The 25,739-nt window shown below is 47.4% G+C and carries 21 protein-coding genes; all 21 read right to left on the reverse strand.

Annotated features, from left to right (window positions below; genetic code table 11):
- Positions 1-2 precede the first annotated feature (2 nt).
- The 21 genes from K7H08_RS01350 to K7H08_RS01450 all read right to left on the reverse strand — a co-directional run bounded on the left by K7H08_RS01350 (position 3) and on the right by K7H08_RS01450 (position 25,361).
- Positions 3-719 (reverse strand): RES family NAD+ phosphorylase, encoded by a 717-nt coding sequence (locus K7H08_RS01350; RefSeq protein ID WP_231656999.1) that lies wholly within the window; start codon positions 717-719, stop codon positions 3-5.
- On the reverse strand, positions 713-1,111 hold the full coding sequence (locus K7H08_RS01355; protein ID WP_095603026.1) for an antitoxin Xre-like helix-turn-helix domain-containing protein: 399 nt from the start codon (positions 1,109-1,111) through the stop codon (positions 713-715). Before K7H08_RS01355 ends, K7H08_RS01350 begins: the two co-directional genes overlap by 7 nt.
- 316 nt (positions 1,112-1,427) lie before the next feature.
- Positions 1,428-2,369: a glycosyltransferase gene (locus tag K7H08_RS01360; protein ID WP_231657000.1), complete on the reverse strand. Its 942-nt coding sequence runs from the start codon at positions 2,367-2,369 to the stop codon at positions 1,428-1,430.
- 79 nt (positions 2,370-2,448) lie between these two features.
- On the reverse strand, positions 2,449-3,660 hold the full coding sequence (locus tag K7H08_RS01365) for a CDP-glycerol glycerophosphotransferase family protein (protein ID WP_231657001.1): 1,212 nt from the start codon (positions 3,658-3,660) through the stop codon (positions 2,449-2,451).
- 40 nt (positions 3,661-3,700) lie between these two features.
- A complete protein-coding gene (tagD, locus tag K7H08_RS01370) occupies positions 3,701-4,162 on the reverse strand; it encodes a glycerol-3-phosphate cytidylyltransferase (protein WP_038484831.1) in 462 nt (153 codons plus the stop codon).
- A 27-nt stretch (positions 4,163-4,189) separates the two neighbouring features.
- Positions 4,190-5,110: a glycosyltransferase family A protein gene (locus tag K7H08_RS01375; protein ID WP_051626481.1), complete on the reverse strand. Its 921-nt coding sequence runs from the start codon at positions 5,108-5,110 to the stop codon at positions 4,190-4,192.
- Between the two features lie 88 nt (positions 5,111-5,198).
- A complete protein-coding gene (locus K7H08_RS01380) occupies positions 5,199-6,413 on the reverse strand; it encodes a glycosyltransferase family 4 protein (RefSeq protein ID WP_231657002.1) in 1,215 nt (404 codons plus the stop codon).
- 158 nt (positions 6,414-6,571) lie between these two features.
- Complete coding sequence (locus tag K7H08_RS01385; protein WP_231657003.1) at positions 6,572-7,777, reverse strand: DegT/DnrJ/EryC1/StrS family aminotransferase; 1,206 nt, start codon at positions 7,775-7,777, stop codon at positions 6,572-6,574.
- Positions 7,770-8,846 carry a hypothetical protein gene (locus K7H08_RS01390; protein ID WP_231657004.1) on the reverse strand — a complete coding sequence of 359 codons (1,077 nt, stop codon included), beginning with the start codon at positions 8,844-8,846 and terminating at the stop codon, positions 7,770-7,772. Before K7H08_RS01390 ends, K7H08_RS01385 begins: the two co-directional genes overlap by 8 nt.
- Positions 8,839-9,462, reverse strand: coding sequence for a sugar transferase (locus K7H08_RS01395; protein WP_231657005.1), 624 nt, complete (start codon positions 9,460-9,462; stop codon positions 8,839-8,841). The genes K7H08_RS01390 and K7H08_RS01395 overlap by 8 nt, the downstream gene beginning before the upstream one ends.
- Positions 9,463-9,545: 83 nt before the next feature.
- Positions 9,546-10,928, reverse strand: coding sequence for a UDP-glucose dehydrogenase family protein (locus K7H08_RS01400; RefSeq protein ID WP_231657006.1), 1,383 nt, complete (start codon positions 10,926-10,928; stop codon positions 9,546-9,548).
- Between the two features lie 51 nt (positions 10,929-10,979).
- Complete coding sequence (locus K7H08_RS01405) at positions 10,980-12,062, reverse strand: NAD-dependent epimerase (protein WP_231657007.1); 1,083 nt, start codon at positions 12,060-12,062, stop codon at positions 10,980-10,982.
- A gap of 53 nt (positions 12,063-12,115) precedes the next feature.
- Entirely contained in the window at positions 12,116-13,309 is a 1,194-nt protein-coding gene (locus K7H08_RS01410) for a hypothetical protein (RefSeq protein ID WP_231657008.1), read from the reverse strand.
- 197 nt (positions 13,310-13,506) lie between these two features.
- Complete coding sequence (locus K7H08_RS01415) at positions 13,507-14,355, reverse strand: hypothetical protein (RefSeq protein ID WP_038484846.1); 849 nt, start codon at positions 14,353-14,355, stop codon at positions 13,507-13,509.
- Position 14,356: 1 nt separating this feature from the next.
- On the reverse strand, positions 14,357-16,366 hold the full coding sequence (locus K7H08_RS01420) for a polysaccharide biosynthesis protein (RefSeq protein ID WP_231657009.1): 2,010 nt from the start codon (positions 16,364-16,366) through the stop codon (positions 14,357-14,359).
- Positions 16,367-16,439: 73 nt separating this feature from the next.
- Positions 16,440-17,579, reverse strand: a complete 1,140-nt coding sequence (locus K7H08_RS01425; protein WP_231657010.1) for a hypothetical protein — start codon at positions 17,577-17,579, stop codon at positions 16,440-16,442.
- A gap of 38 nt (positions 17,580-17,617) precedes the next feature.
- Complete coding sequence (locus K7H08_RS01430; RefSeq protein WP_231657011.1) at positions 17,618-19,435, reverse strand: ABC transporter ATP-binding protein; 1,818 nt, start codon at positions 19,433-19,435, stop codon at positions 17,618-17,620.
- Positions 19,436-19,441: 6 nt separating this feature from the next.
- A complete protein-coding gene (locus K7H08_RS01435; protein WP_038484855.1) occupies positions 19,442-21,700 on the reverse strand; it encodes a polysaccharide biosynthesis tyrosine autokinase in 2,259 nt (752 codons plus the stop codon).
- 42 nt (positions 21,701-21,742) lie between these two features.
- Positions 21,743-22,894: a polysaccharide export protein gene (locus K7H08_RS01440; protein WP_231657012.1), complete on the reverse strand. Its 1,152-nt coding sequence runs from the start codon at positions 22,892-22,894 to the stop codon at positions 21,743-21,745.
- Positions 22,895-23,525: 631 nt separating this feature from the next.
- On the reverse strand, positions 23,526-23,978 hold the full coding sequence (locus K7H08_RS01445) for a low molecular weight protein-tyrosine-phosphatase (protein WP_095603041.1): 453 nt from the start codon (positions 23,976-23,978) through the stop codon (positions 23,526-23,528).
- A 150-nt stretch (positions 23,979-24,128) separates the two neighbouring features.
- Positions 24,129-25,361 (reverse strand): O-antigen ligase family protein, encoded by a 1,233-nt coding sequence (locus K7H08_RS01450; protein WP_231657013.1) that lies wholly within the window; start codon positions 25,359-25,361, stop codon positions 24,129-24,131.
- Between the last annotated feature and the right edge of the window lie 378 nt (positions 25,362-25,739).

Here is a 25,739-nt window from a genome sequence, read left to right on the forward strand (position 1 = left end):
ATTCACTTGATGGGTACCGCTGAGAGGCGATTCACTTGGGCTATTCGCCCGTTCCAGATCATCTCAATATGAGTGGTCTGGATAATATCCAGGACGAACTGCGGCGTCATTAACGCCCAGCAAGTGGCACCTGGTTGCCGAACAGAATGGTAACGCAAACCGGTACGTTGCTCTTTGCGAAGCTCTCTGCCTAACGTGCGCGCTGCTCGATAATCGTCGGCATCATAAATGGCATGGGATGGCTGAAGCGCCAAGCCATCACGACAGGCTTTTTCATTAAATAGGCACTTAAGCCCACGGAAGATAAACCGTTCAAAATGTAACGATGGTACGTTTTTCCAATAGATTTCCTGATGGTGCCTCACTTCACTGATTGCCGTTGGTTGTGCATCCGCAATGTAAAGCACACCAAAGCTGCCGTCGCTAAAGCGAGAACCTTCCGGGTTAACGTGGGTAAAAGGCGCTGTCGCATAAGAGCATCCTCGGATACCAAAGGGAATCTGGTTGTGAGGAATGAGCCCCAAATCACCAGCCTCGTTACGCAGCCTTGGATTCGTCAGCGCCTGCAGGGCATAAAGCGCTTCAAACTCATCGAGGCTCGCAACATCATCAAACAGCCCAATGGGAGGAAATTTACTGTTGACTAAGCGATACCCCACTACCTCTTTCGATTGACAAAGGGGCAGCGAACCTTCGCTTATTCCCGCCGAATCTACCACTGAGCACCTCGCAAGCTATCAATACGCTTGAAGGTTTCATAAAGTGCTGCGAAATCTCCAGTACCGATCACTTCAAGCGGCGTACGCCCGTTAAAGTAAGGATTGTGATTTGCCATAGAGACGAACCCGTAAACATTATCAGGGTTTTCAAACAGCATTCGCAGTGCCGCATGAATATTGAGCAAATAACTGATTCGTGCCAATTGATCACTATCTAACTTGATCTCAGCCAAATCTCCCCGCCGCGCGCGGGCATAGCTGCTGTGGGAGACGCGTAGAATCGATTCGCCCTGCTCACCTGTCGCCCGCCATTTATCCAAAATACGCACAGCGGCTTTTAGACCAGCCGCAGCGGCGGCCTTGTCCTGAATAACATTGCTGGCTGTTTGCATAAGCACCTCGTACCCTGTCTGCATCCACCTATCCATAGATACTAAATCAAAAAATTTGTGTCTGCAAAGACTATGCCTGTCAATACCGTATCTACAAATACAACTTAATTCATAAGACTATTCACCTCAATGCGTAACCTTAGACTTATCAGGCACCTACTGATGAAGACGATAGTCTGCTGCTCCCTAAAAATATTAAGTAAAAAAAATGCCTCGCCGAATATTTCTTTAACATTCGGCGAGGCATTTATAAAAACAATACTCGACTACCGCTAACCCATCACCACTCACCACTCACCACTCACATAATTTCAAGCTAAGATCTTTCTGGCTTAGCCAGGCCGAGGAGTAGCGCCAACCTGTACGTGGCTGAATAAGATTTAAAATAATAACACAACAGATAAGCCAAAAACCTCTCTGAAAAAGTCAACTCTTTTTCTAAAAACAACTTTAGCGCTTTTATTGGTGGGAAATAGCCTTTAGCTAAAATTATAATAAAACTTCTCTTCGAATTCTTTTTCATTTTATGCAACTGCCCTCCCATCACTCTCCTTCGTTTTTTAAGAATATCCTTTACATTTGAGCGTGCAGGATGGTTAACAATAACCTCCTGGGCGTATTCAACAGGAATCCCTTTTTCGCTCGCACGCACTCCCCATTCATTGTCACCGCCAGACATAAGGTTATCGTTAAAAAATCCAACTATTTCAAAGTTTTTTGACCAAGTCACCATATTAGCAGTCACCGCTCCTCCCCGCTGAGCATAGCGTTCTTGATCAAATCCAAAGGCCTTTTCATAAATTTCAACAAGCGTCAGTTTTTCAGATTTGAAGAAAAGCTCTACTTTACCAGCAACGCGTTCTGCACCTTTATCGAGTCGATTAATAGCTGTCTCCAGCCAATAAGGATCTGGGATACAATCAGAATCAGTAAACGCAACTATTTCACCTCGAGAAATCTTTAATGCGGCATTTCTTGCTGCATATGAGCCTGGTTTCGCTTCTTTGATCATGGTGAAGTTTTTGGGTAAGTAAAAGTCTGCTGGCGGAGAATCATCAGAGGCATTATTGACAATAATGACTTCAAAATTGTCTTGGGCAAGCGACTGGTTCTCTAATGCAGCAACACACTTTTTTAGACGTGACCAGTCATAATAAGTCGGTACAATCACAGAAACCCTTGGAAAACCAACTCGAGCACCACCATTGGCATCGTCACCTATCTGCCTGCTCTTTGTCCCTTTTTCATAAAATGACATGTCGCATCCCCATAAAATCATTGAGAAGCTAGCTTTATTCTCTATTCAAACTACGTACTCATCTTGTATTTACAGTCATTCAGGCATGGCTGGTTACTTCGAGGCGACAGCTGTTACGCAGATGAGAGGTGACGCGTTCACACTCTCTGCCATCGTTCATAGCGGCATGGCGAGCTACAAAAGTTGCTAAGCGCTGGTGATGGACCTTTTTAGTCAAGGAGTCCCAGGCTTCAGGTAAATACTCCCAAGATTCGATTACCGGACCTGGCGCGTCAGCAAGATAATCTCCATAAACCCCTACATCGAGGTTGAGATAATCATCCAGGTCAGGTGCCATCAAAATGATGGGGCGATTCAAACAAGCATAGTCGAACATCAAACTCGAGTAGTCAGTGATAAGTACATCCACTGCCGGAAATAAAGCATTTACATCTGGAAATATACTGACAGGCGCTTCACGAATACTCGCATTCCCCTCCATTAACGCTTGTACACCGCTCATTTTCAACGAGGTGTGCCCGCGGATTAGCAATAGCACTCGATGCTTTTCAAGCCATGGCAGTAATGCTTCTAGGCGTTCTCCTTGGGACACATCAAGCCCCCCCTTGCCTTGCATTCTAAGGGTCGGTGCATATAGCACTACCTTGTCGTACGCCAATATATCGATGCCAGCCTGTTGCAATAATGTTGACGCATTTTCTTGGAAAGCACTCCAGCGAGGATAGCCAAGGGCAGTGACACGATCGCTTGGTAAACCGAAGGCAGAGATCATTCGCTCTCGGCCGACGTCGGAAGCCACTAATACTTGCTGAGGCCTGCGCTGCCCAGGTAGTACTCGGCGCAGGTAACGATCAAATACGCCGGTAAAAACGCCAAGCCGAGAAGAGCGAGCATCCTGAACCAAGCGCTTAAGAGGGGTTCCATGAGTCAGATTGATTAGCTGTCCTCCAAATGACGCATGGGGATTAACATCTTCTGCCGAATGAGTGACAAGAAAAAGCCGCGCACGCAGCGACAACAGGATTCCTTTGACTGAGTAAGCAAGATAGGCTTCTCCGCCCTCTTCGCGAACTCGCTTAACAACCTCTTGATCATGCGCAAGCCAAACCGCTCTCAAGCTAGGCTCATGATCACGTACATGGCGATACAAATAGCTTGTGTTGTCAGCGAACTGGCGACCGTGCCAAGCACCAAATATCCATAAACGATCATTGCGGGGGAAGCATCCGCCGATCAGGCACAGCGGTAACCATGCCAGCTGTTTTGCTAAACGAAGTGTGTAAGAGGACATTGTGATTTCCTTGGCACTATCGCCATCAATCAAAAGAACATTAGCCGAAGTCTTTTCTTAACGTATCGAGCACGTCAAAGGCATTCATTAATTCATCACGTGAAACGCTATAGAAAGGATTAAGTGAACGTTTCAATTGAGTCGTAGAGACGCCATCGGTACGTGGCAGATATATCACTTCACAGTGGGGTGAAAGAAAGTCAAAGTGGCCTTTCCAATCATCACCAATGGCAAAAGTGTCAACTGAATAGCGCATGATATCCTGAAGCTTTTGTTCCCAGTCGGTCTCGGGAATCACTTGGTCGACATAGCGCAAGGAGCGTACAATCTCAGCACGGTGCTCAAATGGAATCAACGTGCGCTTGCCTTTGAGCGTGTTAAACTCATCCGTTGAGATTCCCACTACCAAACGATCCCCCATTTCAGCCAAACGTCTTAGCAAATTCAGATGGCCAATATGGAACATGTCAAAGGTGCCATAAGTAATTACTGTCTTGGTCATGAGTGCTGCCCCCTTTGCTTGCAAAGATTATTTAATACGGCGACGCAACTGATTGTAATAAGGTTGGGGCACTAGTAATGAGATAGCATGCAGCCATAAACGCATGTTCATCCCTCCCAATCTTAATGCTTCTAAATCCAAGCGCACTGATTGGCCAAGCAGCTTCTTCTCAACGGCCCAAGAAAGAACTTTGCGATTTATTGCCAAACGCAATTGTCGCCGCTCACTACGCTTTAATGTAGATTCATACTGTTTAAAAAGATCAACACCAGGATGTAAACCAACAAGGTTGCGTTTATCACGCGTGATATCGCTGTTTTCAAGCAGCCATAAAGTAGTCACATTGGCGTTGTAGTGAATCGTTTTTAATTCGCAGAGCACTTTCAACCAGAAATATACATCGCCACCTCGGCGATAAAGCCCAGCAGGAAACCCTCCCATAGATAAAAAACGCTGACGCGAAATACACGCACCATTCATGTGAATAAAGTCGAAAAGTGCAAAGAATTCTAAGGCCTCCAAGCGACTCAGGCGACCACTAGCCCGTCCTTTTATTCTCGGCAGCCGCCGCCAGCCTTCCATCTTCTGGTAAGCATTGACGTATAACTCAATATCAGAATATTGACTAATTGCATTGGCAAAACATGACAAGTGGTCTGATAACATAATGTCGTCAGCGTCAAAAAAAACCAACCACTCACCGGTTGATTTATCTGCCCCTAAGTTGCGCGCGGCATATCCTCCTGAACCGGGAGAATCACGCTGGTAAAGCCTTAATAAACCGGCCTTCTCATACTGCTGCAAAATGCCAAGAGAGCCATCTGTAGAACCATCATCTACGGCAATCACCTCAAAATCTTTGAAATTTTGCCTATATATACACTCCAGGGAATCACTTAAAGTGTTCACCTTATTATAAACAGGCATGATCACCGAGAAGAAAGCCATATCAATAGGTTCTCATAATTGTATTAGGAATAGGATTAATAGGTTTTATCCAACAGACCATCAAATCTTAGGAAATAATTTTATATTTTCAGACTTCATTAATAGCATTATTATTAACTAGCTCTTGCTCTCGGCTACTCGATACCAGACCTTTTATTTCCATCGATTTAAGCATGACGGCATTAACTTTATGAACATTGTACCTATCTTTAGCAATTTCATACGAACGTCGGCCCATGGTTTGTACTAGGGCAGGACTATCAATGAACGTCTGCATGGAAACCTCTAGCGCATCGACATCTCTAACGGGTATCAAGTAGCCATTATCACCCTCAATGACAGTCTCTCGGCATCCAGGCGCATCGGTAGTGATCACCGCCCGCCCCATCGCCATGGCTTCCAACACTGAACGGGGTGTTCCTTCCCGGTAATAGCTGGGAAGTACATAAACACTGCAATTCGCTATTGCCGGGCGCACGTCATTAAGCCAGCCTAAATGATCAATTGAGCCCTCCTTAATCCAGGTATCCAATTCTTCCCGGGTAATCGTATCGGGATTACTATCAATATCACCGGCCAGTTGAAATACTATCTCGGGATGCCGCTGTTTGATTCGGCGTGCAGCATCAGCATATTGACGCACGCCTTTATCGCCCAACAGGCGAGCAATCAGTAAGAAGCGCGGTGGGCCTACGGGTATAGGAGCTACCGTAAAATGGTTCATGTCTACCCCTGATCCATTGAGAACCTGCGAAGGCACCTTCTCACGCAGTATCCCCAACTCACGAAACAAAGCGTTATCATCAGGATTCTGAAAAAACACCTTGTCTGCTCTATTGAGTGCCGCGGCATACAACCTGCGCACAACTTGATAGACCAGAGCACGCTTGCCGCTGGCCTGACTAGCAAATGCGTAACCTAGCCCGGTAACTAATGCATAGCGGCGAGGAACTCTAGCCAGCCAGGCTGCTAGTAGTCCGTAAACAACTGGCTTGATCGTGTAGCTAAGCACCATTTCTGGGCGAATTCTGCACATAAGACGATAAAGTGCGCGCAGCGTTAAAGCATCGCGCCACGGGTTTAGTCCATTTCTCTGCATCGGAAAGTCGTGAGCAACAGCCCCCCAAGCTTCAAGTTGCTGGCGAGTAGTCATGTCTTCAAGAAGCCCTGGAGCAGCCACATGGACGTCTAATCCAGCTTTGATCAAGGCTTGCACCAGTGGCCCTCGAAAATTGACCAACGAATAGCTTGTGCCCGATATCAGCAAAAAACGCTTATTCGATGTAGCAACCTTAGGCTTCATAAAAACTCCTTAACGAAACACCAAGCCACACAGTTTGAGTGCTCGTTTGCCGACATTAGCTATTTTAAATAGTGAGCTTTAAATGCAGGTAGCTTTAAAGACAGCTGATCTTTTAAATACAGATGATCTTTTAAATTCTGGAAGGCTTGAAAAAATGATTAAACAGCTAGCGCCATGACCTCTTTGAGCACTTGACATGTCTTATCAATTTCTTCTTGGGAGAGTGTCGGATGGCACAAAAACATCAGACTGGTTTGACCAAGCTCTTGTGCAACTGGCAAATTGCTTTGTGGCTGCCAGCCAGCGTTTAAAAAGGCCTTTTCGAGATATACTTCAGAGCAACTGCCTGGAAAACAGGGTACTCCTCTTAGGTTGATATCACTCAGGATACGATCGCGATCCCAGCCATCCCGAAGCTGACGCGGATCAATGAATACATAGCATTTATAAGCGGCATGCTTGGTATCTTGCCTTCGTGATCCAGAGGTCATATCTAAACAAAAATCAGGTACACGCAACCCTTTACAATCCAACGCAGCTTGCCAGATATGTTGAGCATTCATCTGGCGAATCGCATTCCACTCAGGCATCCGTTTAAGTTGAATACGACCAATGACGGCCTGCATTTCAGTCATGCGCCAATTGGTGCCAAACGTATCATGCAACCAGCGGAAACCCGGTGGATGTTCTTGCACATAGACAGCGTCCCAGCTCTTGCCATGATCTTTATAAGCCCACATTCGTTTCCAAAGCGCGGTGTCATTGGTAGTGACCATTCCCCCTTCGCCACCGGTGGTCATAATTTTGTCCTGGCAGAACGACCAACACCCCACATGACCTATTCCTCCGACGCTTCGGCCTTGGTAACGAGCGCCATGAGCCTGAGCGCAATCTTCGATTACATAAAGCCCATATTGCTCTGCCAACGCCATGAGTTCCTGCATTTCGCAGGGCCATCCTGCTAGATGTACGGCAACAATAGCGCGAGTACGCGGGGTAATTTTTTCAGCGACCGTGGCGGCAGTGATATTTTGAGAGTCGCGATCAACATCAGCAAAGATTGGCACAGCCCCGACATTCGCAATGCATGATGCTGAAGCCACGAACGTTCGAGAGGTAACAATCACCTCTTCATGCTCTTTTTCGCCAATACCCAGCCCTTTTAGAGCTAAGTCTAGCGCGTTAGTCCCATTTGCTAACGCTATGGCATGCTTAGCCTCGGCAAATTGAGCAAACTCCTTTTCGAATTCAACGCACTCCTTACCTGTCCAATAGTTCACTCTGTTGGAAAGCAGTACGTCCTGAACAGCCTGGGCCTCTTCCAGAGTAAAGGAAGGCCAAGGAGAAAATGGTCCGTTAAGCATGGTGGGGATCCATATTTAATAGATCTTTTTCATTCATTACAACTGGCTTTTCATCCACATCTCTTAAAAATATTGTGCCTTTTGGAAACTCATAATGTTTGTATACGTGTGAAAAGTTGTCTGGATTAAGATTCATCTCAAGATAGTCTAGAGGAAGATTAGCGCCTGCTTGAGCCAAAGAGGAAATAAAAGCAACAAACCTTACATTTATTTCGGTGATCATTGGATTCCCCTGCGCATCCTCTTTGAAATCTACTGTGAATATGCCATTCGCTTTCGATTGATAGTGATTAAAAAATGAACTAATCGCATCATCAGCAATATTCACAAGCTGAGTATCATTAATCATACGACCAAACGCAGTGTTGCCAGTTATTCCAGAAGGTGCAACCTTAGACATGATATACGTTACTCTCTCGGCACAAGCGGAGCGTATAATCTTGCCGTCCATATAAATAACCTTACACGCAAGGTTTCTTCCCGGCAAAAACTCAGATGCGATGAATTCCTCAATGAGAGGGTTTATTTGCATCCATTCATCAAGCTCTTTTTCACTTGTAATTTTTAAAGAACCTAGACCGCTTGAACCAACAGTGCCGCGTACCCAAAAAGGATAATCAAGCGTCAGATCACGGCTTTTAAAGCCGTTTAAAAAAGTACAGTAACGGGGTATATAAGGCTTATTCATCAGTATTTCATGCAGCTTTTTCTTATCTATTATCGCTTCGGTAGGCTGGCTTGAAGAAATAAATGTTTTACAAGGCAAGCCTTCAAGGTCTTTCCGCTTCGACCATGCCACTACTTCAACTTCAGGCAATACAACCGCAAATTGAATCTGATGATGATCAATTATTTTTGATATTTCTAACCAGTAACGTTCATCATCAGCCCTTGGTACTAAATAGGTATGTTCATATGAAGATTTATCATAAAGACCAATCGCTAACGGGTTAGCATCAACACCAATAAAACAATAACTATCAGTTCCAGAATCAAGGATAGACCTGACAAAGCTGCGTGGCGTTGGCCCACCGACGCCAGTGACAAGGATATTAATTTTTTTAGCCATTTTGTCCACCTTTGTCGTTTTTCAGTTTTGATTCTTTAAAGTTTGGCATCGCTACATCACCCGAGTAACTGATACCTTCGCGGAAAAAAACTTTTTTCACTGTTAATAGTAGTATTTTTATATCCAAAAGCAGTGTCTGGTTATCTACATACCAAATATCGTAATCAAACTTTTTTTCCCATGAGATACCATTACGACCATTTACTTGTGCCCAACCTGTCACACCGGGGCGGGCTTCATGCCGACGAAATTGGTGGGCGCTGTAATAAGGCAAATATTCCATTAATAAAGGCCTGGGGCCGACCAAGCTCATATCTCCTTTCAGTACATTCCATAGTTCGGGAAGCTCATCCAGACTGGTAGCACGCAAACGTCGACCAAAAGGAGTCAGCCGCTCTTTTTCTGATAATTTTCGGCCTTGCTCATCATAGGCATCTCGCATAGAGCGAAACTTGATGATTTCAAATGGCTTACCGTTTAGCCCTGGACGATATTGACGAAAGAGAACTGGCGTGCCTAGTTTATAGCGAACAAGCAGTGCTATAACAACTAGCAAAGGGGATAGCAATACTAACCCTATTACTGAAATAGCAATATCAATCTGGCGCTTTAACATGAGCCACCTACCATTAAAAACACAATACAAAGCCAGCTACAACAATTAAATACCCAAAAAAACAACCATATTAGATATCGTCTTTAATTACTGGCAGTTACCAGATGGCGTTCAGCTTGGGATGTTATTGACAGCGTTGGGTTGGCTCTACCTACCGAGTAGTAGTTAAACCCTTTAGCTTCCATTCTGTGTGGCTCATAAAGATTTCGACCATCAAAGATAGTCGGTTCCGATAACTGAGCCTTGATAAGCTCAAAATCAGGCGCTCGGAAATTTTGCCACTCGGTAACGATAATTAACGCATCACTATTTTTTAACGCGGCTTCTTTGGTTCCACAAAGGGTTAAATGCTCACGACTGCCATAGATTCGCTGCGCTTCTTCCATAGCTTCCGGGTCATAGGCCTGTACCTTTGCACCTGCCGCCCATAGAGCCTCCATAAGCACTCGGCTGGGCGCATCACGCATATCGTCCGTATTGGGCTTGAAGGAAAGACCCCAAATAGCAAAGGTTTTACCCTTTAACTGTGCATTGAAGTGCTGATTTATTTTCTGGAAAAGTGTGGTTTTTTGCTCTTTATTACGGAATTCCACCGCTTTGAGCAGTTTGGCGTCAAAGTCGATACTATTTGCAGTGTGAATAAGCGCCTGTAGGTCTTTGGGAAAGCAGGAACCCCCGTAGCCTACACCAGGGTAAATAAAGTGGTAGCCAATGCGTGGATCCGAGCCGATTCCCTTACGCACGGCTTCAATATCGGCTCCCAGTAGCTCGGCTAAGTTTGCCATTTCGTTCATAAAACTAATCTTGGTTGCTAACATGCAGTTAGCAGCATACTTTGTTAACTCAGCGCTTTTTACATCCATCACGATAACTTTGTCGTGATTGCGATTAAAAGGCGCATATAATTCTCGCATGACCTCTATTGTTGCATCGCAACTGGTACCAATAATAATTCGATCTGGCTTTTGGCAGTCTACGACGGCACTACCTTCCTTTAGAAACTCAGGATTAGACACCACTTCAAAGCTGATGTCGCTTCGACCACGCCTTTTCAATACTTCTTCCATCACGACACGAACTTTGTCGGCGCTACCTACTGGCACAGTGGATTTGTTAACGATAACTTGGTCGCGCTCCATGTGTTCAGCGATAGTCGTCGCCACGTTGAGTACATAGGATAGATCCGCACTTCCATCTTCATCCGGAGGAGTTCCCACGGCGACAAATTGAACCTGACCATGTTTAATCGCGGCAACCGCATCGGTAGTAAAATCGAGCCTTCCAGCAGCGTGGTTCTCTTTTACTATCGACTCCAATCCAGGTTCATAGATAGGCGTGATACCCATCTTAAGCTGTTCAACCTTATGGGCATCCACATCTACGCAAACAACGTGATGACCAACTTCAGACAAAATTGCACCTTGAACCAGGCCAACATAACCCGTTCCGAAAACTGTAACGTTCATTGGAGTTCCTGCTAGGGTTGGGTGTGCTAAGGGAGAAGTAAGGAGTTCATATCACTTAATTAAGCCAGACACTTCGCTTGCAGCATCAGAGGAGTCAGTAGGTGAATATTTTTTTAATGAGTAATAGTCGCGATACCAAGCAATGAAGTTTTCAATGCCCTTAAAGATTGGTGTAGAGGGTTTATATCCCACCCTTCTTTCTAATTCACCTGAGTCCGCATACGTATCTAGCGCATCTCCCGGCTGTAGAGGCAGCATTTCTTTGATGGCTTTTTTACCTAGCGCCTTTTCAATGGCTTCGATATAAACACTGATCGTTACCGGATCATTATTACCTATGTTAAAGAGGCGATACGGTGCATTACTGGTAGCAGGATCGGGGCTATCGCTATTCCACTCTTGAGCCGGGGTTGCGATGTCGTCACTGGCGCGAATAATGCCTTCTACAATGTCATCTACATAAGTAAAGTCGCGTGTATGGTGGCCATAATTAAAAACCTGAATAGGCTCATCAGCCAGAATGTGCTTGGTAAATTTAAAAAGTGCCATGTCTGGGCGACCCCATGGCCCATAGACAGTAAAAAACCTTAGGCCAGTCGTCGGCAGTCCAAACAGATGACTATAACTATGAGCCATCATTTCGTTAGCTTTCTTGGTGGCCGCATAAAATTGCAACGGATGATTGGCGCCCTTGTGCTCGGAAAATGGCATTAGCGTATTGGCACCGTATACGCTGCTGGTGCTGGCGTAAGTCAGGTGCGCAACCTTAGCGTAGCGACACGCTTCTAATATATTGGTAAAGCCAATTAAGTTACTTTCCACATAACTAAGCGGATTTTCCAGTGAGTAGCGCACGCCAGCTTGGGCAGCAAGATGAATGACGCGATCAAAATGGTGCTCTTCAAAGCACGTTGCCACCGCTTGCTGATTAGCTAAGTTGGCACGAATTGAGAGGTAGTTATTTCCTGTCTCAGCTGCCGTCTGTTCAAGTATTTTGAGACGCGCTTCTTTTATAGCAGGGTCGTAATAGTCATTAACGTTATCAAACCCGACAACACTATCCCCCCGCTCTAGCAGACGTTTAGCAGTGTGAAAGCCAATGAATCCAGCATGGCCGGTTACTAGAATCTTCATACAGTGACTCCATGACGAGACAACCGTGAGCAAGAGGAAGGAAGGGAGATAGATCAGTTACGTACAAGGCGCTGAATATGTTGCCAACTCACTCGCCTTAAACCGTCTAACGTTAAAGGCACTAGTGCCGCCGAGCGCACCATGGTAAGTACCGGTCTCGGAAGCTTGTTCAAACATAGGGTTCGGGGTAGCCCGGTATAGGGGAACCAGCGCTCATGATAGGAGCCTTGATGAACCGAAATTGGCAAATCCCCCTTGAAACGTGATGGCACGTCATACCAAGCATAATTGCCCTTCAGACTTTCTATCTCGTCGGTGCCAGGCTGAAGAAATTCGAAATCGATAATTTTGAGGCCTTGGCAAGGGTCATAAATCAGGTCTTGCGGATTAAGGTCAATGCACTCATAGCCAAGACGTCGATAATGCAAGATAACCGCTCGGACACGCTCAATTGTCCAGAGAGGTAGTAACCCATGTGGTGAGAACGGTGCACGGGGAGAAAGGATACGCTCCATACGATTGGAATAGCGCTCAAACACTAGGTAATGAGGCCCCACCTCTAGCAATCGCGATACTTCAGGTAATGAAGCGCCTAGCTCACGGGCTTTTACTTCACGCTCTAAATACCGCTCACGCCCCGGGCGAAAGGTTTTGCAAATTGCTTCCGTGCCGTGAAAATCCACCAGCTCTACTTTGGCTCGACATACCTGCTTACTCACGTCGGCTAGCACTGGATAAGGGGTGCGAAACTCCATGTTATAGCGCTGAGCTGTCGCACGTATTTTACCGATCTGCTGTGGAACTATTTTCTTTAGGTATTCAAGTGCCTGAGTAGTGCTACAAGACAAATACAGTGGACTGACGTGTTCTTGACCACTGCGCCCATCGTTGACTTTTTGAGTTAGCACTGTTTCTACAGTAAGCAGCCGTACATTATCGGTTCGTCCTGGTGTCTCCCTCGAAGAAGGTTGCTCCATCACAGGATGCACATCGTGCACCGCCAAAAAATAAGCTGGCAGACCGCCATTACCAGGCCAATCCACAGGCTCCTGTTCACTACTATCAATCCACTTTGCCAACGTTTGCCGTTGATCTTCATGAATTGCTAGTTCGCTCAAAATATTGAAACCGTAGCGATCAAGCAGGCTACGTAAGACATCTAAATATGCAAGCCCACGCTCCCTAATTAGAAAAACGGCAACGCCAGTTAACCACTCATTTTCCTCAATATTATGTTGTTTATTCATCGTAGCCTTTCTCCTTTAGAACTAAAGGGAGTGTCGTAAAAAGCTAACAAGAGGATTTATAAGGCCTCTTATAAAAATCATTAAAAAATAATTTAAAATGAAAAAAAATCACTAAAGAGAGAAATTAAAAAAAACAATTTAGGAAGAGACAAAAACGCCTTAGACAGAGTGGTTTTATTAAAAAATAATTTTATATATTAATCGGCAAAGTAGTTATCGAATATTTTGAGGGCTGCTTCTTGGCTAAATAAACCTGAGGTCACTGTAGGCCAAAGGGCAACGTCTTCACGCCGAATAAAACGCTCCACCCGAATAGTAGCCCGCAGCGCTCCTAACGCACTGATCACCGCGTAGCGATGCTGACCACCATGTACAACCCAGCGCCAGCGCCCATCTGAGTGCGTCAAAACGTTCGCCCGGATATCTCCATCAGTGCCGTCATGGCGACAGATCCCCTGACGGCGAATCGATTCAAGTACCCGAGCCAAACGCTCAACCTCAACTTCAAGCTTATCTTCGCTGACGGGTCCACAGAACTTCCAACCCGCATTAATGTCCAGGCGTTTGCCTAATATTCGGGTATTTTCACGTAATTCAGTTCGCTGGCGTTTGACACTCTTTTCTACTGCATTGTGGGAATCCCATGGCGAGCAAGCCTGCCACGGAGGTACATCGACTAGTTCACCCACTTGACCAGAAGAAACTCCCAGAAATTCGGCAGCATTGGCTGGCTGCCAGTCAGCATAGAAAACACGCAGGGCTTCACGGAGCAAATCGCGCTCCCTGCCAGGATTATCAAATGCTTCCTGCATCACATCATTTAGAAAGCGCCGATGACCACTGAGATTGAACAAGCCAAACCCCCACTCCATAGGCGCGTCAAGGAGCAGCTCTCTGCCAGGATAAAGATAATTTAACTCAAGAGGATTGCTCATATGCCTACGAGCATCCACTGGCTGAAAATGTTTCATCGACTGGATGTGTAACCCCGCACGCTCGGCCTTTCGGAGCATCCACACTTTGATAGACAATGAGTCGATCAGCATTTTAGCTTTCCTTGGTGGCGGGATTAAGTGCTTGGTTAAGAACTGGATCGAGTCGGTTCATAGACGTTAAGAATGGATTCGTAGTTAAGCGTTGGCCCTGTGGCTCAAGGGGCGAAGCCTGACGCGCTGCCCAGACTAGGTCCGCTATGTCGCCTAAGGGGTGATAATCTAATGGGGCCGACTGTAAAAGTTGACGGATACGCAAATGGTCGGTCTCGATAAAAGCCTGTTCCAATTCTTTTAAAAAGGTTTCAAGCCTTGGCCATTCCCAGAAGCGCTCTTTTGAAGTCATTATCCGATCGTGACGAGTCCGCCTGACGTCATCGCCGATTAACAGCTCTTCGTATAACTTTTCTCCTGGGCGCAAACCGGAATAAACAATCTCAATATCACCTTCAGGGTGTTCGGCATCTCTCACTTCAAGCCCTGAAAGCCTAACCATATTCATTGCCAAATCCAGAATACGAACCGGTTCACCCATGTCGAGAACAAATACCTCACCACCTTCGCCCATCGCGCCAGCCTGGATAACCAGCTGAGCGGCTTCGGGAATTGTCATGAAATAACGGGTGATTTCCGGGTGGGTAACTTTGATAGGGCCGCCCTGCTCAATCTGTTTGCGAAACAACGGCACAACAGAGCCACTTGATCCCAACACATTTCCAAAACGCACCATGCAAAAACGTGTATTTGACTGCGCATGAGCGAAAGCTTGGCAAATAAGTTCGGTCAATCGCTTGGAAGCCCCCATCGCATTGGTGGGGCGAACTGCCTTATCGGTGGAAATAACCACGAAGGTTTCGACACCGGCTGTCATTGCCGCCTGAGCTAGGTTTAAGGTGCCAAAGACGTTGTTACTGACCCCCTGGACAAGATTAAACTCAACCATCGGCACATGCTTGTAAGCGGCTGCATGGTAAACGGTATGCACCTGAAAGCTCTCAAATACTGCTTTGAGGCTACCCGCATGCTGAACCGAAATAAGCAGTGGTTTTAGTTCACAGCGTGAATGGGTCGTTTCAACTACCTGCCTTAACTCCTGCTCAATGGCGTATAGGGCAAATTCGCAGTTGTCGACCAGTAACAGGCGTATGGGATTCTGAGCAAGGATCTGGCGGCATAGCTCACTACCAATTGACCCTCCAGCGCCGGTGACCATAACCGCCTTATCGCGAATATTAGCCTGCAGCAACTCAGGGAAGGCGGGTACAGCTTCTCTTCCTAATAAGTCCTCTAGCGCCACGTCATGAAGCTCGCTAATTTTTGCTCTCCCGGCAATCACATCAGCGCTACCAGGAATTGTTTTTAGAGGAACCGACAGACCCGAAAGCCAGTGTAATATCTCACGGCGTCGCCAACGCGGAGCACTAGGAATTGCCAGCAGCACCATGGCAGCCTGATACTCTTGCACCAAGGCGGCTAACGCAACCGGTTGGTGTACCCTCAGCCCTTCGACCATGGCACCTTCTAGCCCACGCCAGTCATCTACGAAAGCCACCGGCTCATACTCACCACCATGGCGAAGCGCATCGACCAATTCGCAGCCAGCGGCTCCTGCCCCATAGATCACTACTGGCTTGCGTTGACGACGCTGGCTATAGCGATACAGTTCACGGATAAAAAAACGCAGGCTACCAATACCTAATAATAGGAGGAGCGTATAAATGACGATGACGGATAGCCCGACAGAGTGTTCAACCATATAACTGACTGGCACCACTAATAGCGCTGACGTCACGACGACCATAGCGACGGTCGGTACAGTGACATGGCTCATATAACGAATCACTATTCGATATAGCCCGAGCCAATGGAAAAGCAACAGACTTGTTGGCACTAACAGGCCAATCGTCATCCACAGGGAGCCATCTCTTAGTGGCTGCAAATTTTCCACGTGAATCACCGTTGCCAGCTGTAAACTACCCGCTACAATCACACCATCCAGCAAGACAAGGACTCTGCGTTTTATCCAGCGGGGTGTCACCGACAACGATTTCATTAAGCTATCCATGATTCCCCCGTTATTATTCTTTGCTGGCGTTACGTGCGAGTTATCTGGCCACATGAGTGGCAATGGTGTTATTTCAGTGCACGTCAGGCATCAGCCGATGATGCGAAGCGGCTAATGCCCCTTGTCGGTAAAGGTGCCAACACAACACTAGCACCAACCAAAATAGCGTCGCGCGAAGGCCATTATGGGTAGTCGAATAGATCAACGGTCCGGCCACACCCGCCCAGACATACAGCGGCGCTCGTCGTAGCGCGATAACGATCGTCAATAGGAAAAGCCCTAGGCCTGGCAGCCCGTAGGCAAATAACATGTTGACGAAAGAGGAGTGAATTTCAAGCCCACCGTAGGGAGCAAAACGCTGACGTTCAGCCTCCCCCGCACCTAAAATGGCGTATTCAGGGAAGTTCGTTAGTCGGTCAAATTTGCGTTCTTCATAGACGCTGTCTACTTTACTTGGCGCTCTGTCCAAGCGCGCCTCTAAGTTGCGCAACACTTGTCCATCCGAGCTGATATTGGCGAACAAAACACCCAACAGTAGCAAGGGAAGTAACAGTAGCAAGCGCGCAAAATGCTTAATTTGGCGGGCATTCGCCATGGCCCATCCAATCAGGACCAAGACACCTCCCCCCATTGCTGCTAGCGATGACGCTGCTAGAATCCCCAACACGCCGGAAGCTAGCCCAGCCAATCCCAAGAGCCTCATCCGCGGATGAAAATCATCAAGCATCAATAACACCACCACGCCACATAATGAAAAATAAGCGAGCTGGTTAGGGTTATTGAAACTTCCCGTTGTGCGATTAACTCCCATAGCTAACTGCAACAACACCTGACTACCCGCGATCAATAGCGCGATTGCTACACCGTTACGGATAAGCCCTGTAGCGCGTTCGCCATATACGCTAAGAAAACGTAATAACGCCATGCCCACCAGGAAATTAAACAGGAAAAACTGAGCAGGTCTGAAAAAGCTGGTCGTTCCTAAGACCAGCGTCCAGCTAAGGCAAACCATCAACACCCACAGCACCATCATTCCCCAACATATGGCAAAAGGGGAAACTTTCAGATGTTTGTCGCCCAGGGACATCACCAACATCACGCCGACGAAACCTATCAAGACAACATCAGTCAACTGCGGTCCACCACTAGGGAACAAATAAAGGCTACTTAATGAAAGACCCAAAAACAGTAGTAGTGCGCCGATTAAGTTCATGGCGATACCCTTTTGTCTATCTTGGAAGAGACGCCTGGCTAGAGATTCGCCATCATCTGGAAAGTATGGTTACGGCTGGCCAAGTCGTCGTAAGTGCCAGCATCAATTACCTGCCCATTCTCAAGCATATAAATGATGTCGCACCCCTTAACGGTCGCTAGACGATGGGCAATCATGATGACGGTCATCTGGCCGGAAAATCGCTGGATGTCTTCCATTACACGGCGCTCGGTAATGCCATCCAGCGCACTCGTCGCCTCGTCAAACACCAGCACTCTAGCTTGCTGATAAAGGGCGCGAGCGATTCCCAGGCGTTGGCGCTGCCCACCAGATATCTGAACACCGCGCTCGCCTATGCGTGTTTCAAGCCCCTCCGGGAATCTATCAAGCAGATCATCCAGTTGCGCCATACGCAGCGATTCCTTAACCCTCTCAACATCAATATCCTTGCGCTCGATAGCAAAGGCGACGTTTTCGAGGATGCTGGCATCGGACAAAAATATCTGCTGAGGCACAAACCCCACCCCCGCCTGCCATTGGCGTAAATTCTCATGCGTTAAGGGAACACCATCAATCAGTACTTGACCTTGCTGGGGCTCAATCAAGCCGAGTAATAAATCCACCGCCGTGCTCTTGCCACTACCAGAGGTTCCCACTAGCCCCACCATCTGGTTGACGGGGATCGTTAGCGTGAGCCGATCAAGCGCCAAGGCCCGCGTTCCTGGATAGTCGAAGACCACATCCTGGATTTTTATCTCTTGCTGAGGTACCCAAGGCGTTATTGAAGCTGCTGACTGAGTTTCATTAATGGCGATATCGCCGTTTTTAGTCTCATCACGGCTGGCGATCAAGTCATCACGAATGGCGTTATAAGCGGCTAAGTTGCCGCGAATTTTTGTAAGTGAGGTGTATATCTTTTGAAAACCAGGCAGCATTTTAAAGCCTGCCAGCGCATAAATAGAGAGTGCTGGCAAAATTGCCCCAAGATTACCCTCATAAAGGTTAAGCAGATAAAGCACCAACACAATAACCGAACCAAAAGCTACCAGTTCAATGGCATAACGTGGGGCTTCACTTAGCCCCTGCGTCACTCCTTCACCACGCGCGATAGAATTGCAGGCATCATCAAAGCGTGTGGTAAAACTTGTCTGGCGATGTAGTAAAAGCAGATCCTTAATGCCACCGAATCCTTCACTCATCAATTTAAAACGCTTGGATTGAGCTTTAGAAATTCGTCTTCCGTTAATGATTAAAAAACGCCTAACCGTTTGGTAAAGCAGTAAATAAGTCCCAAAAAAGACCACTACACCAATTATCGCCACCAAGGGGTTATAGAGAAAAATGGCTAAGGTCATCAGTGATAGCATGATCAACTTAGCATTAAGCTCCATAACAGGATTGATGATCTTGAGAGATACACGCTGGACTTCCGCAGATACCTTAGTGGTCAGAGCACTGGTATTTTGATTGGAATGAAACAACCAAGGCTGGTGCAGGTAATAGCGGTAGAGGCGACTTGACAGTTCTGCCCCCACACGGGCGCTGTAAAGCGCCAGCCGCCACGACGTATAGATAGACAGCAGGGCCGCCATCAACAGAACGCCGAGTACCATGGCACCCAATAAACTTAAGAAAGCCTTGGGGCTTTGCATACCGGTAACGCTATACGCCACAGCAAGCCAACCATCGCCCTGGAGCTTATTCATATCTCCCACAACCGCCATAAACGGCCCAATAGCAATGACCCCAGCAATTTGTGCCAACGCCATACCGATAATCAGCACCTGGAGCCTCAATAATTGACGCCGCTGTTGCTGCGTCAATAACGAGTAGAGTTCGCGTAATTGCTTCAGCATCTTGGATCACCGGTAAGCATAGAGGTAGCTGCCATAGTAGCCATGACGGCTGTTGGTCGTTTTCTTAACGCCGTTTAGGATTGCACCTTTAATATTCACGCCAGCGCTCTCCAGACGGCGTTTAGCAGCCTTAATTTCTCCAGGAGGATGGCTGTCGAAGCGGACTACCATCAAACTGGTTCCCGCCAGCTTACCCACCACCGTTGCATCGGTTACCGCCAGTATCGGCGGCGTATCTACGATCACTAAGTCATAGCACTGGCTCATGGCTTCCAGGAAATCGTGGAAACTTTGCTGCATTAACAACTCCGATGGATTAGGCGGCACACTGCCCCTGGCAACATAATCCAACCCTTCTAAGTCGCTATGGCGAACAGCTTCTTCTGCATCGATTCGTCGTGCTAACAACTCTGAAAGGCCTTTAACGCCCTTGCTGTGAAACGCATGATGCAGATGTCCACGACGCATATCGGCATCAATCAATAGAACTCTTTGCCCCGCCTGGGCACAGACAGCGGCTAAATTGGCGGCGACAAAGCTCTTGCCAACCCCTGGGCTCGCACCGGTAATCATCAAGCGGTTATTGTCCGATTCGAGCATCGCAAAATAGAGGCTAGTTCGCAGACCACGCAACGCTTCCACCGCAATTTCGGCGGGTTTTTTAATCGCCAGCAAGCCTCGGAAAACTTCCTGAACCTTTTTAGAATGGCGCGGACGAATTCGCTCGGTAAGCCCTGTTTGCCCGCCAGAATCTGGCAGCGTTGCATAGACAGGCAACCCCAACTCTTCCAGTTGCTCGGGTGACTTAATCGCGCGACTCAGTAACAACCGCACGACCACCAGCATCGTGGCCAGCAACGCGCCTATCAGTGCACTGACAGCCGTTATCAATGGAATGCGCGGTGCGATAGTGCCCGGATTTAGAATAGCGGCATCAAGGATGCGTACGTTACCCACCGTACCGGCTTTAACCAAACGCATCTCTTGAAGTTGATTGAGCAGTTGAACATACACTTGCTGATTGACCTGACTGTCCCGAGTCAGGCGAAGCACTTCTTGTTGAGTTTCAGGCAATTCATTGACCTGGGCATTGAGACGGTCACGCTCCTCTACGAGTTGAGAGCGCTGCCTTAACAAGGTTTGATAGTTGGGATGCGAGGGGCGGTACCGCTCAGCTAAGTCGGCCTCCCTCATAGCCAACTCGCTGAGTTGATTTTCTACATCTACCACACGGGTGAGAAGATTTTGCGTCTCGAATGTTAAGTCGACTGAGTCACGCTGCGCCCGATAGTCATTGAGCATTCCCTCCGCATTAGATAGCTGGTCCCTAACTTGGGGAATTTGCTCGCCAAGAAAGGCGATTTGTTTCTCTGCTTCTTCTGAATGACGCTGCACATTCTGAGTTAGAAAAACCCCTGTTAGGGTGTCAAGTGTCGGCTGGATCTTACTGCGATCCGCACCACTAAGCATAAGTTCATAGACACCTGATTCAATACCTCTCGGCATCACCTCAAAACGACTCTCAAGGTCTTTTATCGCATTAAGAGACGACATACGCGTCAAGCTGAATTCAGCACCAGGATGGGCAGCTGCCTGGCTAATAAAAAGACGATAACCTACCCCCTCATCTTGAACGGTTTCCCCAACGTTACCGATAAGCACTCGCTCATCTTCTAGCCATAACTCAAAGTTACCCTCTTCCTTTATGCGCAGCAGGTGCTCGCTTCCGACATGTTCATCGGGCACAGAAAAGCGTGAGACACGCACAGACTCGTTGGCCCACACATAAGGATTTTGCCAGCGACTCTCTTCTCCCATTCCTAACCATTCGCGCATAAAGGCCGGGGTTAGGCTTTCGATTAAATCCTGACTAACCCCATGATTGACAAGAAAGTCTCCAATGACCGGCAATCGACGCGGTTCAACCTTAATCGCCAGGTCTTGCCGTTCAGCTGTTTCTCCCAACACCATACGTGATCGCAATATTTCGAGCTCTGCGGCGGTAGGGTTACCTGGCTGTTGCTCACCCAATGACTCCATAAACGCCAAGTTCGCCCCTCGGCTCTCTATCTGAACCAACGCGTCAGCCTGATAGATACGTGGCTGAGAACTGGCATAAAAATATCCTGCCAGGAGAAAAAGCCCCGTTATCGTTACGATAAACCAACGATGGTCAGATAGTGTGTCGACCAGCTTGCGCAAATTAAGGTCATCACTCTCCTGGGGGCTAGCTGATGATGAAGGTGGATGAGGAAAGTAGTTCATGGTCATGCCTCGCTATTCAGAAATGCTATTCAAAATAGCCACTTAAAGCTCGCTGGCATCACTGGCTACCGTTACAACATTACCCGGCAGACTGACTGATGGCAGCAGCAGAGAAATGACCGAGTTCCAACGAGCCAATGGTGCTGACGTCACGTACACCACATCCTGAGGCTGGAGAGGAAAGCGGGTTCCAAGCAATAGCCGTGTAGCATCCCTGATATCTAACTGATAAACAGTGGCAAACTTTTCACTACCTGGCGAGTTACCTCGTACTACAAAAATTCCTGAAGGCTCAGCGCGACTCTCATTCACACCACCTGCCCTGCCTAATGCATCCGTCAAGGTGATCCGCTCATTGCCAATAGCGATTGTGCCGGGACGTACTACCTGCCCCATCACCACGACGTTCTGGTTCTCCATAGTAGGCACATGAAGCAAGTCACCATCACGCAGCAAACGATTCTGCGTCATATCCCCCTGACGCATCATTGCATAAAGTGAGATGCGCTCTTCGCCACCATTACGACTCAACGTTACGTTTCGCCAGTCGGCATTTTCCCGCGCCCCGCCTACTGCACTGATGGCATCCAGGATTGTCATCGGTACAATGGTCAGTGGTAATGTGCCAGGGTTTTCGACAGCACCACTGATATAGACTTTCTGGGAGTTAAACGCCGCGATGCCAACTTCCACTTGCGGCTCATTGATCACATTGGCTAGACGCCGAGTAATAAGGTTACGCACTTCATCAAGCGTCATTCCCTCAACCCTTACACGCCCCACGTATGGATAAAACATGGTGCCATTGGGCCGTATCCGGTTTCCGGTTTCTGCTGCTGAGCGCTCAGAACCTGCGGGGATGGTCAGTTCTGGATGGTCATAGACAATCACACTTAAAATATCGCCAGGCCCCACCCGGTACTCATACCCCGGCACCACTGGATTCAATGCGGGAGATGGAACTCGAGAAGAAACATCCCTTTCAAACATCGCATTCACTAAATCTGGAGTGATCTGCTCCACGTCCACTCGTCCATCTAGTGATTGCTCAAGGTTGTCCTGATCAATATGGCCACCAGGGGCCATAGCGCAGCCACTGAGGACTCCCAGGAGCAGGATCAATACGAGATAGTGGACTAGTCGAACTGGACCTCTTCTAGATTCCACTCTTTCTACTTCATTGAAATTATTCATGGTTGCTCCCTTTGTTTTTGTCTAGCCACGCTACCGCCCGAGGATTTTGATCAGGCATTTCCCAGAGCCTTATCGAACACAGCCCAGGCGACATCAATTCGCTATCGCCATGAGACAGAACTACCCACTTGGTAATTATTTTTAATGTTACATAAGAATACAAAAAGAATAACTTTATTTACATAAATACCAGGGGGTGAAATAACTACTACTTTTTTGAGCAGGGAGACATGCTTAAGCGGTAGCAAAAACAGGAGAAACTCTAGGTTTCCAGGGAAGGAAAAAAAGGAGAACTGGTATTATTTCAAATAATAATTACCAAAAATCAATATATTAAAAAATATGAATAATATTTAACAATATTGTCATTAGATTTTTACAGTACCTATATAAAGAAAACAGGTGCTCTCTGAAAGCCAATTTTTCATGTAACATAAACGTTACAAACATAGGATTAACTTAGGTTGGGTCTTTATGTGCGTAAATTCTTAATTAGAAATCAATCTGGCTATTAATAGCCGCTCACTGCTTCAGTGAAGACTCAGCGAAAGAGAGGAAGGAAAGTCTCAGAGGGAGAAATCTAGAAGGCCACCTGTCGCAGATTAGGGGGCCCTGCTCAAAATGACCGGTATCAACGTAGCGTTTTTGGAAGCTTGTCTACCCACAAAAAGCTCGCATCCTTTAACAGCGTATGCACATGCTCAAAGACATCTAGCGTCTTTCTATACGGATCAGGGATGTCTTGCCCTTCACCGTCATTCAGCCAGCGTCCAAGTAACAGCGTCTTACCCAATGCATGTGGTGCTTGCTCACCTAGAGCACGACGTTGGCCTTCCGTCATCACTAAAATAAGGTCGGCTTTTTGAATCATTGGCACTGTCAGTTGGCGTGCACGATGGTGAGTAACATCCAGACCATCCGATTCAGCCAATTGCTGCGCAAACGATGATACGGGCTCACCTTGCAAGGCACCTAAGCCAGCTGAACTGACTTGGCAGTTAGGGAGTTGCTGCCTGAGGATTGCTTCAGCGACAGGGCTACGGCAGATGTTACCTGTACAAACCACCAAAATATGCTTGAACATAAGCTACTTATTTCCTTAACAAGAAGCGGAGCGTCTAGTCTTCAAATAGCGTGCTTAATGCATACACCCGACAGCAAGCCGACCCCGCATTCGATACAAAGGTGATAGTCATCAAAGCCATGGGGTATCACTATTGTTGCAGCCAACGCATTAATTAGCGTATCCATAGCGACTCTTCTGCGGAAGTGTCTCGGGAATCTGAACCCACAGGAAAACCAGCCAGCTAGCATATACGGCTATACCTGCAGGGTAAGCGAAAAAAGAGTAGCTCAAACCAAAGCTTATAAAGGCGACTGTCAACAGTACTCCAGCGACAGAAAAGGATTTATGCACTGGATTTTCACTGCGCAAACCTGGGAAAAAATGCCATAAAGGCACAAGGTAAAGCCCCAGCACTACTAACATGCCAAGCAGTCCTCGCCTCACCCAGGCATCCAGTAGATCATTGTGCGCATGCCAGTAATTGCCTAACTTTGGGCTTAGAACCCCTTCAGCTTCTAGCCTTTGCATTGCGGGCTGATAGCCTTCATGTCCGTAGCCCATGAACGGATGCTCACCTATTAACCACAAGGCACCGCGATACATTTCCAGACGCGCTCCGATAGAGCCAACATCCGTTCCCTCAATATAGTGGTGCACGTCAGCTACCGCCTTATTCACCCGCCTTTCCACTCCGCTTTGCGGGATGACGTACGCCACCACCAGCACTGCCACGACACAACAGATACCCAACCAACGCCATGCTGCTTGCCACTGATGCGCATAACTGTAGTAAAACACCCCTACCGCTAATGGCAGGGCTAACCAACCACCTCGCGTACCGGAAAGTGCCGATGCCATTACGCCTCCTGCTGCGCCCCCCAGTAACAGTAACAACCAACCAAAACGTAACGTTCTCTGATGCCAGGCCCAGCTCAAACCAGCCAGACATAACAGCGCACTCAATAACGCAAAATTACCGAAGAAAATGGAGTGTAACGGTGGGTGCCCTGTCGCGCGCGTCAATCCAACCCCAAATTTTTGCCACGCAGCCCATCCACCCGCTCCCAACCCGCTTAATGCCAGCCCCGCCCACCATCCTGCTGGCCGTGGTTTAACAGCGCCAATCATCAACACAACCAGCGCAGCTAGCCAAGCGGCTCCTACTAATGGCAAGGCCTGACACAAGCTGTCATGCCATACGCCAATCAAAATATCGACCACACCCAGCCCGACGATCAACATTAATAAAAGATGATCATCACGCCCACTCGTATGCTCTATACAGCGCCAATTTGGTGTTTTTCTCCAAGCAAGGCTTCCCCCTATAAGAGTAACCACCAGCCCTAGCCAATAGCCTAAAGGCACCAACAGCGGGAATGTGGTGATTGCGATAGCCTGCATAAAGCATCTGCCTTGTCAGTGTCACCGGGAAGCAATCTCTAGCTTGTTTACGCAAGCCCGATAGCCTTTTAAATACGCGCACACAGTTTGTATTATTTACTTGCACAGCATTGCTAGCAATTTGGATCTATCAAAACTACTCAATAAATTACGCGTAAAATCTATTGTGCGTAAAACCTAGGCACCGATATAGATTGTAGGGGGAGTTCCCAATTAAAAGAACACTATTGATCAGCTTAACCTTATCGATAATAAAACAAGCTGACGATAGCTTGCGAATAATGAGCCGGCACATTAATCAATAAGGCTTAACAACATCAGCCACACACGATTAAAAAGCCAATTATCTGCAGGCAACAAGAACCCAAGCGCGATGAA

The sequence above is a fragment of the Halomonas sp. IOP_6 genome, assembly GCF_021151565.1.
Classification (GTDB): Bacteria; Pseudomonadota; Gammaproteobacteria; order Pseudomonadales; family Halomonadaceae; genus Vreelandella; species Vreelandella alkaliphila.

Bases quoted from the DNA above. Each gene is read 5' to 3' on its own strand.
- K7H08_RS01355 (WP_095603026.1), bottom strand. From the start codon at position 1,111: ATGCAAACAGCCAGCAATGTTATTCAGGACAAGGCCGCCGCTGCGGCT.
- K7H08_RS01360 (WP_231657000.1), bottom strand. From the start codon at position 2,369: ATGTCATTTTATGAAAAAGGGACAAAGAGCAGGCAGATAGGTGACGAT.
- K7H08_RS01365 (WP_231657001.1), bottom strand. From the start codon at position 3,660: ATGTCCTCTTACACACTTCGTTTAGCAAAACAGCTGGCATGGTTACCG.
- tagD (WP_038484831.1), bottom strand. From the start codon at position 4,162: ATGACCAAGACAGTAATTACTTATGGCACCTTTGACATGTTCCATATT.
- K7H08_RS01375 (WP_051626481.1), bottom strand. From the start codon at position 5,110: ATGGCTTTCTTCTCGGTGATCATGCCTGTTTATAATAAGGTGAACACT.
- K7H08_RS01380 (WP_231657002.1), bottom strand. From the start codon at position 6,413: ATGAAGCCTAAGGTTGCTACATCGAATAAGCGTTTTTTGCTGATATCG.
- K7H08_RS01385 (WP_231657003.1), bottom strand. From the start codon at position 7,777: ATGCTTAACGGACCATTTTCTCCTTGGCCTTCCTTTACTCTGGAAGAG.
- K7H08_RS01390 (WP_231657004.1), bottom strand. From the start codon at position 8,846: ATGGCTAAAAAAATTAATATCCTTGTCACTGGCGTCGGTGGGCCAACG.
- K7H08_RS01395 (WP_231657005.1), bottom strand. From the start codon at position 9,462: ATGTTAAAGCGCCAGATTGATATTGCTATTTCAGTAATAGGGTTAGTA.
- K7H08_RS01400 (WP_231657006.1), bottom strand. From the start codon at position 10,928: ATGAACGTTACAGTTTTCGGAACGGGTTATGTTGGCCTGGTTCAAGGT.
- K7H08_RS01405 (WP_231657007.1), bottom strand. From the start codon at position 12,062: ATGAAGATTCTAGTAACCGGCCATGCTGGATTCATTGGCTTTCACACT.
- K7H08_RS01410 (WP_231657008.1), bottom strand. From the start codon at position 13,309: ATGAATAAACAACATAATATTGAGGAAAATGAGTGGTTAACTGGCGTT.
- K7H08_RS01415 (WP_038484846.1), bottom strand. From the start codon at position 14,355: ATGCTGATCGACTCATTGTCTATCAAAGTGTGGATGCTCCGAAAGGCC.
- K7H08_RS01420 (WP_231657009.1), bottom strand. From the start codon at position 16,366: ATGGATAGCTTAATGAAATCGTTGTCGGTGACACCCCGCTGGATAAAA.
- K7H08_RS01425 (WP_231657010.1), bottom strand. From the start codon at position 17,579: ATGAACTTAATCGGCGCACTACTACTGTTTTTGGGTCTTTCATTAAGT.
- K7H08_RS01430 (WP_231657011.1), bottom strand. From the start codon at position 19,435: ATGCTGAAGCAATTACGCGAACTCTACTCGTTATTGACGCAGCAACAG.
- K7H08_RS01435 (WP_038484855.1), bottom strand. From the start codon at position 21,700: ATGAACTACTTTCCTCATCCACCTTCATCATCAGCTAGCCCCCAGGAG.
- K7H08_RS01440 (WP_231657012.1), bottom strand. From the start codon at position 22,894: ATGAATAATTTCAATGAAGTAGAAAGAGTGGAATCTAGAAGAGGTCCA.
- K7H08_RS01445 (WP_095603041.1), bottom strand. From the start codon at position 23,978: ATGTTCAAGCATATTTTGGTGGTTTGTACAGGTAACATCTGCCGTAGC.
- K7H08_RS01450 (WP_231657013.1), bottom strand. From the start codon at position 25,361: ATGCAGGCTATCGCAATCACCACATTCCCGCTGTTGGTGCCTTTAGGC.